Annotated in this window: 13 protein-coding genes; all 13 read left to right on the forward strand. The window is 45.7% G+C overall.

The window, feature by feature from the left end:
- Positions 1–275 precede the first annotated feature (275 nt).
- Positions 276–1,184: a 3-methyl-2-oxobutanoate hydroxymethyltransferase gene (panB, locus tag ABEW32_RS16840; protein WP_430189546.1), complete on the forward strand. Its 909-nt coding sequence runs from the start codon at positions 276–278 to the stop codon at positions 1,182–1,184.
- Positions 1,181–2,119: a pantoate--beta-alanine ligase gene (gene panC, locus ABEW32_RS16845; protein ID WP_430189549.1), complete on the forward strand. Its 939-nt coding sequence runs from the start codon at positions 1,181–1,183 to the stop codon at positions 2,117–2,119. Before panB ends, panC begins: the two co-directional genes overlap by 4 nt.
- Positions 2,112–2,495 carry an aspartate 1-decarboxylase gene (gene panD / locus ABEW32_RS16850; RefSeq protein WP_013371641.1) on the forward strand — a complete coding sequence of 128 codons (384 nt, stop codon included), beginning with the start codon at positions 2,112–2,114 and terminating at the stop codon, positions 2,493–2,495. The genes panC and panD overlap by 8 nt, the downstream gene beginning before the upstream one ends.
- 82 nt (positions 2,496–2,577) lie before the next feature.
- A complete protein-coding gene (locus ABEW32_RS16855; RefSeq protein ID WP_430189551.1) occupies positions 2,578–3,210 on the forward strand; it encodes a tetratricopeptide repeat protein in 633 nt (210 codons plus the stop codon).
- 156 nt (positions 3,211–3,366) lie between these two features.
- Positions 3,367–6,222, forward strand: coding sequence for an ATP-dependent DNA helicase DinG (gene dinG, locus ABEW32_RS16860; protein WP_430189553.1), 2,856 nt, complete (start codon positions 3,367–3,369; stop codon positions 6,220–6,222).
- A 54-nt stretch (positions 6,223–6,276) separates the two neighbouring features.
- Positions 6,277–6,942: a redox-sensing transcriptional repressor Rex gene (locus tag ABEW32_RS16865; protein ID WP_430189555.1), complete on the forward strand. Its 666-nt coding sequence runs from the start codon at positions 6,277–6,279 to the stop codon at positions 6,940–6,942.
- Entirely contained in the window at positions 6,917–8,218 is a 1,302-nt protein-coding gene (locus ABEW32_RS16870; RefSeq protein WP_430189557.1) for an amidohydrolase, read from the forward strand. Before ABEW32_RS16865 ends, ABEW32_RS16870 begins: the two co-directional genes overlap by 26 nt.
- 37 nt (positions 8,219–8,255) lie before the next feature.
- Positions 8,256–8,780 carry a cell wall elongation regulator TseB-like domain-containing protein gene (locus ABEW32_RS16875; protein ID WP_430189560.1) on the forward strand — a complete coding sequence of 175 codons (525 nt, stop codon included), beginning with the start codon at positions 8,256–8,258 and terminating at the stop codon, positions 8,778–8,780.
- A gap of 371 nt (positions 8,781–9,151) precedes the next feature.
- Positions 9,152–9,934 (forward strand): (S)-acetoin forming diacetyl reductase, encoded by a 783-nt coding sequence (locus ABEW32_RS16880; RefSeq protein ID WP_430189563.1) that lies wholly within the window; start codon positions 9,152–9,154, stop codon positions 9,932–9,934.
- A gap of 389 nt (positions 9,935–10,323) precedes the next feature.
- A complete protein-coding gene (locus ABEW32_RS16885) occupies positions 10,324–10,857 on the forward strand; it encodes a hypothetical protein (protein ID WP_430189566.1) in 534 nt (177 codons plus the stop codon).
- Positions 10,850–12,352, forward strand: a complete 1,503-nt coding sequence (locus tag ABEW32_RS16890; RefSeq protein WP_430189569.1) for an AAA family ATPase — start codon at positions 10,850–10,852, stop codon at positions 12,350–12,352. The genes ABEW32_RS16885 and ABEW32_RS16890 overlap by 8 nt, the downstream gene beginning before the upstream one ends.
- A 136-nt stretch (positions 12,353–12,488) precedes the next feature.
- Positions 12,489–13,361, forward strand: coding sequence for a 3-hydroxyacyl-CoA dehydrogenase family protein (locus tag ABEW32_RS16895; RefSeq protein WP_430189572.1), 873 nt, complete (start codon positions 12,489–12,491; stop codon positions 13,359–13,361).
- The gene (locus ABEW32_RS16900; protein WP_430189575.1) at positions 13,358–14,554 is read left to right on the forward strand and encodes an acetate/propionate family kinase; all 1,197 of its coding nucleotides are present in this window, start codon (positions 13,358–13,360) and stop codon (positions 14,552–14,554) included. Before ABEW32_RS16895 ends, ABEW32_RS16900 begins: the two co-directional genes overlap by 4 nt.
- Positions 14,555–14,676: the final 122 nt, after the last annotated feature.

The raw sequence follows: 14,676 nt of genomic DNA on the forward strand, positions 1-14,676 counted from the left end.
ATGTTTTTTGTTATACTGTGCAGGAGGCGGCATCGGACGGTCCGAGCTGCACTCCAAGGGCACATGCTCTACTTTAGCAAGTTTGTAAGACCATCATAACTTCATTTGAAGGTTACGTTGGATTCTGCTCTGAGCCGAACAGGACCGAGACAGAAGGGACGATCTCAAAATGAGTGTCTTTTTTGGCTGTTCGGACCTTTTGATGACGCAGACGTACAAGCGTTCATGAAAGGTTATTTTTTGTGCCAAAAAAAGATGGAAGGGAGCCATTCGCAATGGCAGGAAAACAAGCACTGAACATTGTAAAAATGAAAAAAATGAAGCAGGAGGGCATTCCGCTCAGTATGCTGACCGCCTATGATTATCCATCGGCTAAGATAGCTGAGGAAGCGGGAATTGACATCATTCTCGTGGGTGATTCGCTGGGTAACGTAGTTCTTGGTTACGATTCAACGATCCCTGTGACCTTGGATGATATGGTGTACCATACCCGGACAGTTGCAAGAGGCGCTGAGCATACATTTATCGTAGCGGACATGCCTTTTATGACATATCACAGCAGCATATCAGAAAGTCTTCAAGGCATCCGCCGTCTGATGCAGGAAGGACATGCGCATGCTGTTAAGTTGGAGGGCGGGGCTGAAATTGCCGATGTCGTAAAAGCGACTGTTCAGGCAGGTGTGCCTGTGCTGGGACATATCGGGCTTACTCCGCAATCAGTTAATCAGATTGGCGGCTATCGCATTCAAGGGAAGGACGAGGCAGACGCACGCCGGTTGATGGCAGATGCCAAGGCGTTAGAGCAGGCGGGTGCCTTTGGTATTGTTTTGGAATTGGTGACTGAGGAAGTGGCAACGGCGATTTCTAAGGAACTTTCCATTCCAACCATTGGAATCGGTGCAGGACGTGGATGTGATGGTCAGGTACTCGTATATCACGATCTAATTCAATATGCATCGCCTTATTACAGCAAACGCTTTGTTAAAACCTATGCCGATGTAGGCGGCTTGATCCGTAGCAGCATTGAGCAGTATGTGAGCGATGTGAAAGGGCGGGCGTTCCCGGCTCAAGAGCATGTATTCAGCGCGGATGATCGCGTTGTGGAATCCCTGGAGTCCTTGTACGGTCAGGCAAAAGGACAAGCACAGGAACAAGCCAAGGAAAAGGTGGAATCTCAGTCATGATCATCGTAAGAGAAGTGGCTCAACTGCGTAAGGTTATAGCCGAACGTCGACAGCTTGGGGCCAATGGAGCAAAAGCGGTACACGATTCTGCCTCTTTGCAGCAACATAAAGTCGGTTTTGTACCGACAATGGGATATCTGCACGAAGGGCACGCGAGCTTGATGCAAAAGGCGCGTGAAATGGCAGATACGGTGGTGCTTAGCATTTTCGTAAATCCGATTCAATTTGGACCTAACGAAGATTTGGACAGCTATCCTCGCGATGAGGCTCGTGATCTGGAGGTAGCGCGACGCGAAGGCGTGGACATAGTATTTTTGCCGACTGTGGCAGAAATGTATCCACAGCCAACCCAAACCAAAATTCGTGTATCCGCGTTAACAGATCGCTTGTGCGGTGCTTCTCGTCCTGGCCATTTTGATGGTGTAACTACAGTAGTAGCCAAGCTGTTTAACATGGTAGGTCCTGATTTGGCCTTTTTTGGAATGAAGGATGCGCAGCAGGTTGCTGTGCTTCAACAGATGGTGACCGATCTTAATATGAATGTGACCCTCATACCTTGTCCTATCGTCAGAGAGACCGATGGTTTGGCCCTTAGCTCCCGCAATGTGTATTTGAGTGCGGAACAGCGTGAGCAGGCGTTGGTGCTGTCCCAGTCGCTGCGCAAGGTGCAAGAAGTGAGCGAAGATGTTGTACAGAACACCGTTACGATTGAGCAGTTACATCAAATGGTGGAGTCGACCATCGCCTCATCTCCTTTGGCAGATATTGATTACATTGAAATATTAACATTTCCTGGTCTGGAGGCCCTTCGCCCTGAGCAGCGCCTGTGTGATGTGCAGGAAGACGTTATTGTTGCACTGGCTGTGAAATTTGGGAATACCCGACTGATTGACAATACAAGAATACAGAAAGTGGGGGTGCTTTCCCATGTTTAGAACCATGATGAAATCTAAAATTCACCGTGCGACGGTTACCGAAGCCAACCTGAATTATGTGGGGAGTATTACCATCGATGAAGATTTGATGGAGACATCAGATCTGCTGGAGAATGAAAAGGTTCAAATTGTAAACAATAACAATGGGGCTCGACTGGAAACCTATGTGATCCCCGGACCGCGTGGGAGCGGTGTGATTTGTCTTAACGGTGCGGCAGCCCGTTTGGTACAGCCTGGTGATACAGTCATAATTATCTCTTATGCTTCCATGTCCAATGAAGAGGCCAAAACATACAAGCCAACTGTGGTATTTGTTGACGAGCATAATAAACCAGCCCAAACGATGAACAAGGAAGTACACGCAACGATCATGTAATGAATGGGAAGGCGGATGAAACCCCTCTTTTAAGCGAAAAATGTGATTGTATTAATCCATCTTTCGTAAGGGCGGGATGCACATGTTCCAGCATGTATTCGCAGAAATGAACAGCATGTTAGATGATATCGTGAAGCATTACCCATCAGCCCAGGGCCCCCGCAGGCAGGAGCTGCTACAGCACTGGAGTCTGCTGCGGAGAATGAGTGACGGAATTATGGATGAGTGGCTGGCCTTTGAGGAAAAAATGGTTTGCCTGCGTGCGGCCGGCTTTTCCGTGGAAAGCGATATGTCTGATGCTGAGCTGCCTGAAAGGGAGCTGCCAGCTTTTAACCGGGGGCAGGGGTATTATCGATTACTTATGTACCCTGAGGCAATTCAGCAGTTTGAGCAGGTGCTACAGCAATTTCCGAACAGCTGGCAAAGTTGTATGTATATGGGGATGGCGTATTTTCAACTGGACGATCCAGCAAAGGCTATAGGTCATTTTCAGAAGGTGCTGCACCTGACTGAACAACCAGGGCTAAAGGCGGTCATTTATAATACGCTAGGCTGTTTGATGGCAATGCAGGCTGACGTAAAAGAGGCGCAAAAATATTTTGCTCTCGCGCACCAGTTTGACCCAACATTGCCCGAGCCACTGCACAATATGGAAGCCTGTCTGTCAGGTAACGAGAAGCTTCGATACGACAGCTCCATGTCGACCTGGATGTAGTTGTCAGACACCGCAGTAAGACGATGCATGCCCCTCCTTAGGCGGCGTGTGCATCGTCTTTTTTGGCTGTCTTAATTTCCAAACAGACAATCTTCTGCTATGCTATTATACAGAGTTATTATTTTTGTATGTGTCATAAGAAAGGATTAAGCTCGAATGAAATTTGCGGTATTGGATTTTGAAACGACAGGCACCCAGTCCGCGGATGACATCATTCAAATCGGACTTGCAATTATAGATCATGATAACAGCATTTCCCGTGTTTACGGCTCTTATGTAAACCCTGGCAGATCTATTCCACCTTTTATCACCGGATTGACCGGAATTACAGACGATGACGTTAAGGAAGCACCTGCACTCGAAGAAATGATGATGGAACTCGTGCCTATGCTGGACGATGTCGTGTTGGTCGGTCATAATGTGGCGTTTGATTTTAATTTTTTGCAAAATGCTTTGGATCGATGCGGTTACTTGCCCTTTAGCGGTAGAATTTTGGATACGATGGATTTTCTAAAAATTATGTTTCCATCGCTATCTTCTTATCAGTTGGGTTTTGTTTCCTCTGAGTTCGGGTTGGCGCATGACCGCCCTCATCAAGCAGACAGCGACGCGTTGGCTACGGCTGAGGTGTTTTTAAAGTGTCTGGGAGAGCTTCAAGCACTCCCTCTGATAACGATACAGCGGCTTAGCGATTTGTTCGCAGAGGAAGACAGTGACCTGGGTTGGTTTCTTGACGGCTTACGAGAAGAGAAAGAGCTAGATCCTATTCAGGATTTGGATAAACATCAGTTTTTCCGTCAGCTTGCGCTTAAAGTGGAAGATTGGACCGAGCTGGCTGCTCCGCGTAGAGAAGATGATCCGAATCCACTGTCAGGCGTTTCCTTTGAGGAATATATGGATGATGTGCGAGACAATTTGCGTTCATCCTTGAGCCAATATGAGGAGCGCGAGGCGCAAACACAAATGATTGAAGGTGTAAATCAAGCCCTGAGCCAAGATAAACATTTGTTGGTTGAGGCGGGTACAGGAACAGGGAAGTCCCTAGGCTACTTGCTTCCGTCACTATATCACAGTGTAAAATATGGGCAGAGGGTCACTGTAAGCACGCATACTATTAATCTGCAGGAGCAATTGCGAGAGCGTGATATTCCGATGTTGACAAAAGTGATTCCGTTCCCGTTCCGGGCTGCCATCTTTAAAGGTCGGGGGCATTATTTGTGTCTGCGTAAGTTTGAACATAAAATAAACAGAAGAGACTTCGCGACACCAAAGGAAGACTTAATTACAGCGGCTCAAATGATCGTCTGGCTGACGCTGACAGAAACCGGTGATGATGAGGAGTTGAATCTGAGCAACCGTGGAGGGGATTTTTGGGAAACGGTAGCTAGTGATTCCGAGTCCTGTCTTGGTCGTTCTTGCCCATGGTTCCGCAAGTGCTACTATCATCGTGCACGTCACGAAGCAGGAACTGCGGATGTGGTTATTACGAATCACTCCAAGCTGTTCACCGACGTCAAAGCAAGTCACCAGCTATTGCCCAGCTATGAACATCTGGTCATTGATGAGGCCCATCATCTAGAGGAAGTAGCCGGTAAGCACCTAGGCATGCATATGAAATATTTCACACTCGTGCACACGCTGACTCGGTTGTTCAAGGACAGTAAGAATGGACAATTGCCTTCGCTACGTCAGCAGTTGGCAAAGTCGGGGCATGAGAAGTCAACAGAATGGGCTTCGACCATTGACCAGCTGTATCCGCTCGTGTTAGAGGTTAAGGAAACTTGGGACCTGCTGAGCGATAAGCTGTTTGGCATGTTGCCGGAGCGAACGGATGCTACACCAGGTGAAACAGGGCAATTTTCTTCGCGTCTCAAGCCGTCAGCCAAGCCTGCCAAGTGGGATCAGGCGGCGGCATTGGAAAATCAGCTTTATATAACAATGAGCGAAATTTTGCGCAAGGGCGACAAGCTGATGCTGGATGTCAAGGAAGAGCATGACGATTATGCGGCGGATAGTCTCATTACAGATATCACGGGTCTCTTTAAGGATTTGGCGGGAATCAGGGAAAATTTACGTTTCTTTATACGACTCGATGATGAAACAACCGTATACTGGCTCGAAGCGAGTGGGCAATTCCGTAGTAAATCGTTGCAATTTTATGCGGTGCCCGTCGATGTGAGCCGCCAGTTAAAAGAAATGTTTTTTGACAAAAAAAGAAGTATTATTCTGACATCTGCTACTTTATCGGTAGATAAGTCGTTTCAGTACATGACCGAACAACTCGGCTTGCAGGAGGCTGCGGACCAAGGACGTTTAATGACTTCTCAGCTCCCGTCACCTTTTAATTACAGGGATCAGGTGTTGTTGGTCATTCCGCGGGATTTCCCGAGTGTGAAGGGCAGTGTCGGGGATGCACACTTTGTAGAGATGCTCGTTAGCTCTCTAGGAGCGACCGCTCAGGCGACACGGGGGAGAATGCTCGTTCTATTTACCTCCTATCGGATGCTCCGACAAGTATATGAGCCGCTCAAAGAGGCGCTGGCATCCAGTGATATTACCGTGTTAGGACAAGGTGTGGACAGTGGGAGTCGCAGCAAGCTAACTCGCCGTTTTCAGGAAGCCAAGGCTTCTGTATTGCTGGGAACCAGCAGCTTCTGGGAAGGTGTCGATATTCCAGGTAAGGCTTTGACTTGTCTGGCTATCGTCCGCTTGCCGTTTCAACCGCCCAATCACCCGTTACTGGAGGCAAAAAGTGAGCTGCTCCAGCAACAGAAGAAGAATCCATTTATGAAGCTGTCTGTACCGCAAGCAGTTATTCGCTTCAAACAGGGATTTGGGCGATTGGTACGTACAGCGAGCGACCACGGAGTTGTGATCGTCTACGATACGCGTGTGATCGAATCCTATTACGGAAAGCACTTTTTGTACTCGTTACCGGGACCCAAAATGGAGCATATGCCGTCGGAGCAAATGGTGCCCCGCATCGCTGAATGGCTCCAATCCGCCCCGTAGACGGAGGCACAACGGACGGACAATTAAAGTCCGTTACAATTAGGGGGAGCAAGTATGAAATCAGATAAAATTTCAGAGGCTGTCGTACGGAGGTTACCCGTATATTTACGTTATCTGAATGCACTGCACAAACGTGAAGTGGCTACGGTCTCTTCTCAAGAGTTGGGACAGAGATTAGATTTAAATCCGGCCCAAATTCGTAAGGATCTTGCCTATTTTGGAGATTTTGGTCGGAAGGGTATTGGTTATGATGTTTCTTATCTAATTGAGAAAATACGCCATATCCTGAAAATCGATCAGCAAATTAATGTAGTATTAGTCGGAGCGGGTAATCTGGGTCAAGCCCTATCGAACTATAACGCCTATTTAAAAGACAATATGAAGATTGTGGCGGTATTTGATGCATTTCCAGACAAGGTTGGGGCCAGAATCAACACCTTAGTCGTTCAGCCAATGGATGAACTGGAAGCGACTGTGAAAGAAAAAAATATTCGAATCGGGATTATTACTGTACCTGATTTTGAAGCACAGCATGTGGCTGACAGGCTCATTGAGAGTGGGATTGGAGCAATTCTGAATTTTGCACCTATCATTCTTAAGGCACCAGCTAATATTCGGATACATGCCACAGACTTTACAACTGATTTGCTTAGCCTCGCTTATTATCTGGAGGACGGAAAGGAAGAAGCGCAATATGACAGTGAACAAGTGGATAATTAAAAACGGTTCTTTTGCCGTGAATGGAGCCGAGGCAGGCGTAATCCATGGTTTTATGATTGTGGAGGATAGTCGTATTACTTACATTGGCGAGACTTTGCCTGCAGGTGAGGAAGAGACGGAAACGATCAACGGTACAGGGCTATTATTCTTACCTGGTCTGGTTAATACTCACGGTCATGCAGCGATGTCTCTGCTGAGAGGATATGGAGATGACCTGGCACTTCAAGTATGGCTTCAGGAAAAAATGTGGCCTATGGAAGCCAAATTTACATCCACGGATGTGTACTGGGGAACATCCTTGTCAGTGCTGGAAATGCTGAAAGGTGGAACCACAACTTTCCTGGACATGTACGATCATATGGATGAAGTGGCTCGTGTAGCTGAAGACTCGGGCATTCGTGCAAGTCTGATGCGTGGAGCCATTGGACTATGTTCGGAAGAGGAGCAGCGGATTAAGCTGGCTGAGGCCGTGACTTTTGCACGTAACTGGCATTGTAAAGCAGACGGACGTATCACAGCCATGATGTCTCCACATTCTCCATACACTTGTCCACCTGCGTTCATCGAGAAATTTGTCCAAGCTGCACATGATCTTGATTTACCTTTGCATACGCACATGTCCGAGACGATCGCCGAAGTTGAGCAAAACGTACGCGATTATGGTTTACGTCCAGTTGCACACTTAGATAAGCTTGGCTTTTTCTCCCGTCCTTCACTGGTTGCCCATGGCGTTCACCTAAACGACGAGGAAATTGCATTATTAGCAGAACGAGGTGTGGCGGTTTCACATAATCCGGGCAGCAACTTGAAGCTGGCAAGTGGTGTAGCGAGAGTACCTGAACTGCTGCGTGCAGGAGTTACCGTTTCTCTTGGAACAGATGGTCCTGCCAGCAATAATAACCTGGACATGTTCGAGGAAATGCGTCTGGCGGCCCTTATTCACAAGGGAGTATCTGGCGACCCTACGGCAGTACCTGCAAATGAAGCGTTGCGTCTGGCAACAGAGTATGGTGCAAAATCGATTGGTTTAAAAGAGGTAGGTGCGCTGGCAGCAGGCAACAAGGCTGACTTTATCGCGTTAGATCTGAATCAGGCCCATTTCTTGCCGCGTACAGATCTTATTTCCCATGCCGTTTACTCTGCAAGTGCCAAAGATGTGGTTCATGTATGGGTAGACGGTCGTCAGGTTGTGAAAAATGGCGAGTGCCTGACGATGGACGAGGAACGTATCAAACATGAGGCACAAGCTGCCTTTGAAGGGCTGCTGTCGCGCTAATTCAGGTGTCACATCCCCTTAGAGAGGAAGCACAGGTTTGAAAAATAAGAAAAAATGGATAGCGGTCGCCATTCTGGCCGTAATATTGATCCTGGTCAGCATTTTCTGGTATTATTCCTATGCTACTCAAGACCAGGTGGCTGAGGAAAATGCCGCTATCATTAAGGCCAAGCAATCAGGTGGTCTGGTTAGCACGACTCAGACATGGAAGTCTGTGTGGGATCAGATATATTGGGTGGTTCAAGGAAAAAACGCACAGAATGAAGATATAATGGTGTGGGTACCTTTTCAAAAAACGGAGGGACAGCCTAACGTACCTGCCGCAGATCCAAGCGGCGTTCATACCGAGCTGATGAAAAACGGAGTCGACGAGCAAAAAATGACAGCGATAATTCAGCAGCAACTTCCAAACACAAAAATTGTAAGACTCCAACCGAGTGTGTTTAATGGCGAATATGTCTGGCAGTTGTTTTACGATGATGGAAGCCATCATATCTATACCTTTTATCGTTTCTCTGATGGGGGATCGACGGGGATAAAGTATACTTTGCCTAATAACTGAGTTGGTATGAGGTTTGGTGAAAGTAGTGTGGGAGCGTTTTGTAGTCCATTTTCACAACATGTAATGCTGTAAAAGAATTTCTAGTTTTGAAGGATTGAAGACTAAAGGCGTAAATGCGAATTACATCGTATTTACGCCTTTTTGTTTGATTTGTATTTATAAAAAGACTTATGGAGTCTAACTTAAAAAACATATTACTTAAGCTGACGGTATTTTATATTTCCCTAAATATAGTTAAAGATGTAGTCTATTACATATATCATAATATTTTTTACCTTAAAATGGTTTAATTGTAGATGCAGACTAACGTAACCCATAATTTTGTGGCTATGTTATCATGACTACTTATATCAAAAAGGAGATTCATGAACATGGGAAAAATGGATGGGAAAGTTGCATTGGTAACGGGTGGAGGTCAAGGTATTGGACGAGCTATTTGTTTACGTCTAAGTCAAGATGGCTTTGCCGTTGCAGTTGTGGATTTAAATAAAGATACAGCTCAGAGTGTTGCTGGTGAGATTGCTGAGGCAGGAGGACGCTCATTGGCAATTAAAGTCGATGTCTCGAGCCGGGATCAGGTTTTTGCTGCTGTTCAGGAAACAGCTGAAAAACTTGGAGGCTTTGATGTCATAGTCAATAACGCGGGGATTGCTCCTGCCAAGCTATTGAAAGATGTTACACTGGCTGATTTTGACCAGCTGTTTCATATCAATGTAACCAGTGTTCTGTGGGGCATTCAGGCAGCAGCCACTAAATTTAAGGAACTGGGACACGGTGGCAAAATCATAAACGCCTCCTCACAGGCAGGTCATGTCGGGAATGCTAATCTGGGGATTTACTCCGCAACTAAATTTGCAGTGCGTGCACTAACGCAGACCGCTGCTCAGGAATATGCCCAATATGGTATTACAGCAAACGCCTATTGTCCCGGGATTGTACAAACCCCGATGTGGAGCGGAATTGATAAAGAAATCACAGCTGCCAAAGGGGAAGCAGCAGGTGATGCAACCAAGGAATTTGGTAGCAAAATTGCCCTCGGTCGTCTTTCCACACCTGAAGACGTTTCAGCCTTTGTATCCTTCCTAGCCGGCCCAGATTCCGACTATATGACTGGACAATCTCCTCTGATTGATGGCGGCATGATGTTCCTTTAAGAGCTTTAACACAGCATTAATAAATAAAGACGCAAATACGAATTAAATCGTATTTGCGTCTTTTTTATAACTGCGCCGTGATGCTTAGTTGTAAGCTAGCGAAGCACTTTTACCTAACTAATATTTCTCCTAAGACAAATTCATCTTTATGGCGGGCAATAGCGGGGTGAAAGGATTTGAACCTGGAGAAAAAGATTTTGCCTCATTACAACTCCTCCACACATTGCCTTCGATATTAGATTCACGTTATGATATACTATATTTCATAAGTGATAGACAAAAATGATAGAAAAATGAGTTGCTGATCGCTATAAGATCATGCAATTTGGTTGTTTGTTGACATTCGTCCCGTTTCTTCTGGGTTTTACATTTTGAGAGGAGGATGTTGTTTGAAATTGCGTGCAGTTCCTATTGTTGTGGCGACCGTTTTGGCAGCCTTGTTGTTATTTGGAGGATGGTTCATTTACCGTCAGGTTACAATGCAAAGTCCTCTGGAAAAACTGGTATCTCAATATCCAGGCGTGACGAGCGCTCAAATAGATATTAAACAGGATCAGGTCGTATTGAAACTAGATCTTAAACCGCAGGCAGATGTGGCTGGGTTAGTTGATGTGGTTAAGCAAAAAGGGCAATCCATTATTGGCAGTCGCACTATTAAGCTGGATATCGCTGATCATTCCAATTCCGCACTGGATCAATGGTGGTCTGATGCTATGTTTCCTGTAGCCGAAGCGATGGAAAATAAAAAGTATACTCAAATTTCATCTACAGTTGATCAGATGAAAAAGAAGAAGACAGGTATCAAGGCTGATACCGATATGGATTCGAACAATGTCTATATCCGACTCAGCGAAGGCAATGCGACGAAATTTATCGTTTTGCCACGTCAATCTCAGCAAATGGGGGTATGGCCTAATGCCTAGATGGATCAAGGAAATATTAATCGGTATTGTGCCGGTGACCATTATATTTCTCGTTTTTATTGGGGTGAATATTATACCTCTTCTGGTTGCGGGCGTGATGCTCAGCGGCTTGTTAATGCTTATGCACGCACGCGGAGGCTTGGCCGTAGGTGCAGGGCAAGAGCGCAAACGTAAAAAAAATGGACCGGACAAGCTGACTTTTGAGGAAATTGGTGGGCAAGAAAGCGCAAAACAGGAATTGCGTGAAGCCTTGGATTTTTTGAATCGACATGATGAAATTTCCAAGTTTGGCATCCGTCCATTAAAAGGCGTTTTGCTTACAGGCCCTCCGGGAACAGGTAAAACACTAATGGCAAAAGCAGCTGCACACTATACTAATTCTGTGTTTGTTGCAGCTTCAGGCAGTGAATTTGTTGAAATGTACGTGGGTGTTGGTGCAGGTCGTGTTCGCGAGTTGTTTCGGGAGGCTCGCACTCGTGCAGCCAAGGAAAAGAAAGAAAACGCAATTATCTTTATTGACGAGATTGATGTTATTGGTGGTAAGCGTGAGGGTGGACAGCAACGAGAATATGATCAAACTTTGAATCAGTTGCTGACAGAAATGGATGGCATTTATTCAGCAGATACTCCGCGGATATTGCTCATTGCAGCCACAAACCGTAAAGAAATGCTGGACAGCGCCTTAACACGTCCAGGGCGTTTTGACCGTCATATTCAAGTAGATTTGCCTGATAAGAAGGGCCGTCTTCATATCCTTAAAATTCATGCCAAAAACAAACCGATCCAGGAAGATGCAAATTTGGACAAAATCGCAGAGGAGTCTTACGGTTTTTCCGGTGCACAGTTGGAGAGCGTCATGAATGAAGCAGCCATCTATGCAATGAGACAGGATCAACAAATGATTGCGCAGAGTCATCTGTCCATGGCGATTGACAAGGTGATGATGGGTGAAAAAACAGACCGAGAATCAACATTGGAAGAGAAAAAGCGGGTAGCGATTCACGAACTGGGGCATGCTATTATGGCTGAAATCGTTCGTCCTGGTAGCGTAAGTCAAGTAGCGCTCAGCCCGCGCGGGAAAGCGCTCGGTTATGTACGTCACAATCCACAGCAAGAGCATTATTTGTATACCAAGCAGTATCTGGAAGAGCAGATTATGATCTCTCTCGCAGGGGCTACGGCAGAAGAAATGTACTACGGCGGTCGAAGTACTGGCTCTAGTAACGATTTTGAGCAGGCGCTAAACATCGTTCATACGATGATGACTTCCGGTTTGACTTCTCTTGGGATTATTAACATGGAAATGGTTACAAAAGAGGAACTCATGCGGGAAAATGGCGAGATAATGAATGACCTGCATAGTCGGACATTGGAGTTGTTGGAAAAGCATCGTCCTGTGTTCGACAATTCTCTTGACATCTTGATGAAGGAAGAAACCCTGTCCGGAGATCAATTTAGATGTCAATTTAGTGAAAATGCTTTATTACCAGCATAATTTTTTATGCTGGTTATTTTTTTTTACTTTTAGTCCGTGCTAAGATATTATTATCTATTGGGACATAAACATGTATTTTTCGACAAAGAAGGATACAATATATGAGAGTGACCAGGAAAGGGTGGAATTAAGAACCATGCAATTTAAAAAAATCGGCGTCATTGGCGGCGGCACCATGGGACAAGGTATTTCTGAAATGCTTGCGTCCAAAGGAATCGATGTGCTGCTAGTAGAGCAGACACCAGAGAAACTAGACTACGCTTATAATATGATTGAAACAAGTCTAGACAAACAACTGGAAAAGTGGGCAATTACCCAAGCAGAGAAAAAATTGATTTTATCTCGTATTGAAAAAGTATCTCATCTGGCAGAGCTTGCTAGCTGTGATATGGTCATTGAAACGATTACAGAGAATCTGGACGAGAAGAAAGTTGTTTTCCAAGAGCTGGATCATGTGTGTCCAAGCAACATCATTCTTGCAAGTAATACATCCACGCTGAGCCTGACCGAGCTTGCTAGCTCGACCAAGTATCCAGAGCGTGTTATTGGTATGCACTTTATTTATCCAGTATCCCGCATTGATCTTGTAGAAATTATCCGTGGTTTGAAAACTTCAGACGAAACATTTGAAAACACTAAAATGTTTGTGGAAGAAATCGTGGAGAAAAAAGGAGTCATGATTTATGAATCTCCTGGCTTTGTAACTAGCCGGATTATCTGCCTCCTGATTAACGAAGCAGCTCATGTACTTCAAGAGGGCGTAGCTTCCGCGGAAGATATTGATGATGCTATGCGCATCGGCTACAACTTCCAAAACGGTCCTTTGGAAATGGCTGACCGCTTTGGTCTGGATTCCGTTTTGGCGGCTCTGGAGCGGATGTTCCGTGAATTTGGCGAACTGAAATACCGTCCGTCCATCGTCCTGAAGAAAATGGTGCGTGCAGGTAATCTGGGCGTGAAATCAGGCGAAGGGTTCTTTAAGTATGACAAGGATGGTGACCGGATATGAAAATTCTCGTAATCAACGCAGGGAGTTCTTCCCTGAAATACCAATTATATGATATGACGGACGAGTCCGTTCTGGCAAAAGGATTGGTAGAGCGCATCGGTATGGACTCTTCGATTCTGACGCATAAACCAACCAATAAGGAAGAATTCACTGAAGTTAGTGAAATTTTGGAGCATACAACTGCCATCCGTAAAGTGCTGAATGCACTCACAGATGCAGAGCATGGGGTCATCTCCAGCATTAGCGAAATTCAGGCTGTGGGCCATCGTGTGGTTCATGGAGGCGAAATCTTCAAGCAGTCAGCGCTCGTAACTCCTGAAGCGAAGAGTGAAATTCGTCGCTTGTTCGACCTCGCTCCACTGCATAACCCGGCATCCATGATGGGGATTAAAGCGGCTGAATTGAATATGCCAGAAGTACCGCAAGTTGTGGTATTTGATACATCGTTCCATCAAACTATGCCAGAAAAAGCTTATATGTACGCGATACCGAGAGTGTTGTACAATAAGTACAAGGTTCGTCGTTATGGTGCACACGGCACTTCCCATGACTTCGTAAGTAAGGAAGCTGCCAAATTTGTCGGCCGTCCTTTGGAAGACCTGAAGATTATCACTTGCCATATCGGTAATGGTGGTAGTGTAACAGCAGTTCAAGGTGGTTTGTCTGTAGATACTTCCATGGGTATGACTCCATTGGAAGGACTTATGATGGGTACTCGTAGTGGTGATTTGGACCCAGCGATCGTGCCTTATGTCATGAACAAAGAAGAATTGACTGTCAATGAGGTCAATTCCATGCTGAACAAGCATAGTGGACTGCTAGCTATTTCTGGTATCAGCAGTGATATGCGTGAAATCACTGAAGGTATGGAAAAAGGCGAGCCTAATTCTACATTGGCGTTTGAAATGTATGAATACCGTCTGCGTAAATATATTGGTTCATATGCTGCCGCAATGGACGGGGTAGACGTAATTGTATTTACGGCAGGCGTAGGCGAGAACTCCATTGTTCTGCGTAAGAGAGTGCTGGAACAACTGACATTCCTCGGCATCGAGCTGGATGAATCATTGAACGCTATTCGTTCTGGTGAGGTTCGCCGGATTACAACTGCAAATTCGAAGGTAGAAGTACTGATTATCCCAACGAACGAAGAACTGGTAATTGCCCGTGACACGTTCCGTTTGGTTCAGTAGTTCGGTCTATAAGTGTAAACTTTATACATGTGGAACTATGGTTTGAGTTCGCATGTACCAAACAGCGAGAGCAAACAGCCTGACCCAAGGGGAAGGGCTGTTTGATTTTCGGTTTAAGGAGA

It is taken from the genome of Paenibacillus jamilae, from assembly GCF_050482105.1.
GTDB classification, from domain to species: Bacteria; Bacillota; Bacilli; order Paenibacillales; family Paenibacillaceae; genus Paenibacillus; species Paenibacillus jamilae_B.

Excerpts from the sequence above, each read along its gene's own strand:
- panB (WP_430189546.1), top strand. The coding sequence starts at position 276 with ATGGCAGGAAAACAAGCACTGAACATTGTAAAAATGAAAAAAATGAAG.
- panC (WP_430189549.1), top strand. The coding sequence starts at position 1,181 with ATGATCATCGTAAGAGAAGTGGCTCAACTGCGTAAGGTTATAGCCGAA.
- panD (WP_013371641.1), top strand. The coding sequence starts at position 2,112 with ATGTTTAGAACCATGATGAAATCTAAAATTCACCGTGCGACGGTTACC.
- ABEW32_RS16855 (WP_430189551.1), top strand. The coding sequence starts at position 2,578 with ATGTTCCAGCATGTATTCGCAGAAATGAACAGCATGTTAGATGATATC.
- dinG (WP_430189553.1), top strand. The coding sequence starts at position 3,367 with ATGAAATTTGCGGTATTGGATTTTGAAACGACAGGCACCCAGTCCGCG.
- ABEW32_RS16865 (WP_430189555.1), top strand. The coding sequence starts at position 6,277 with ATGAAATCAGATAAAATTTCAGAGGCTGTCGTACGGAGGTTACCCGTA.
- ABEW32_RS16870 (WP_430189557.1), top strand. The coding sequence starts at position 6,917 with ATGACAGTGAACAAGTGGATAATTAAAAACGGTTCTTTTGCCGTGAAT.
- ABEW32_RS16880 (WP_430189563.1), top strand. The coding sequence starts at position 9,152 with ATGGGAAAAATGGATGGGAAAGTTGCATTGGTAACGGGTGGAGGTCAA.
- ABEW32_RS16890 (WP_430189569.1), top strand. The coding sequence starts at position 10,850 with ATGCCTAGATGGATCAAGGAAATATTAATCGGTATTGTGCCGGTGACC.
- ABEW32_RS16895 (WP_430189572.1), top strand. The coding sequence starts at position 12,489 with ATGCAATTTAAAAAAATCGGCGTCATTGGCGGCGGCACCATGGGACAA.
- ABEW32_RS16900 (WP_430189575.1), top strand. The coding sequence starts at position 13,358 with ATGAAAATTCTCGTAATCAACGCAGGGAGTTCTTCCCTGAAATACCAA.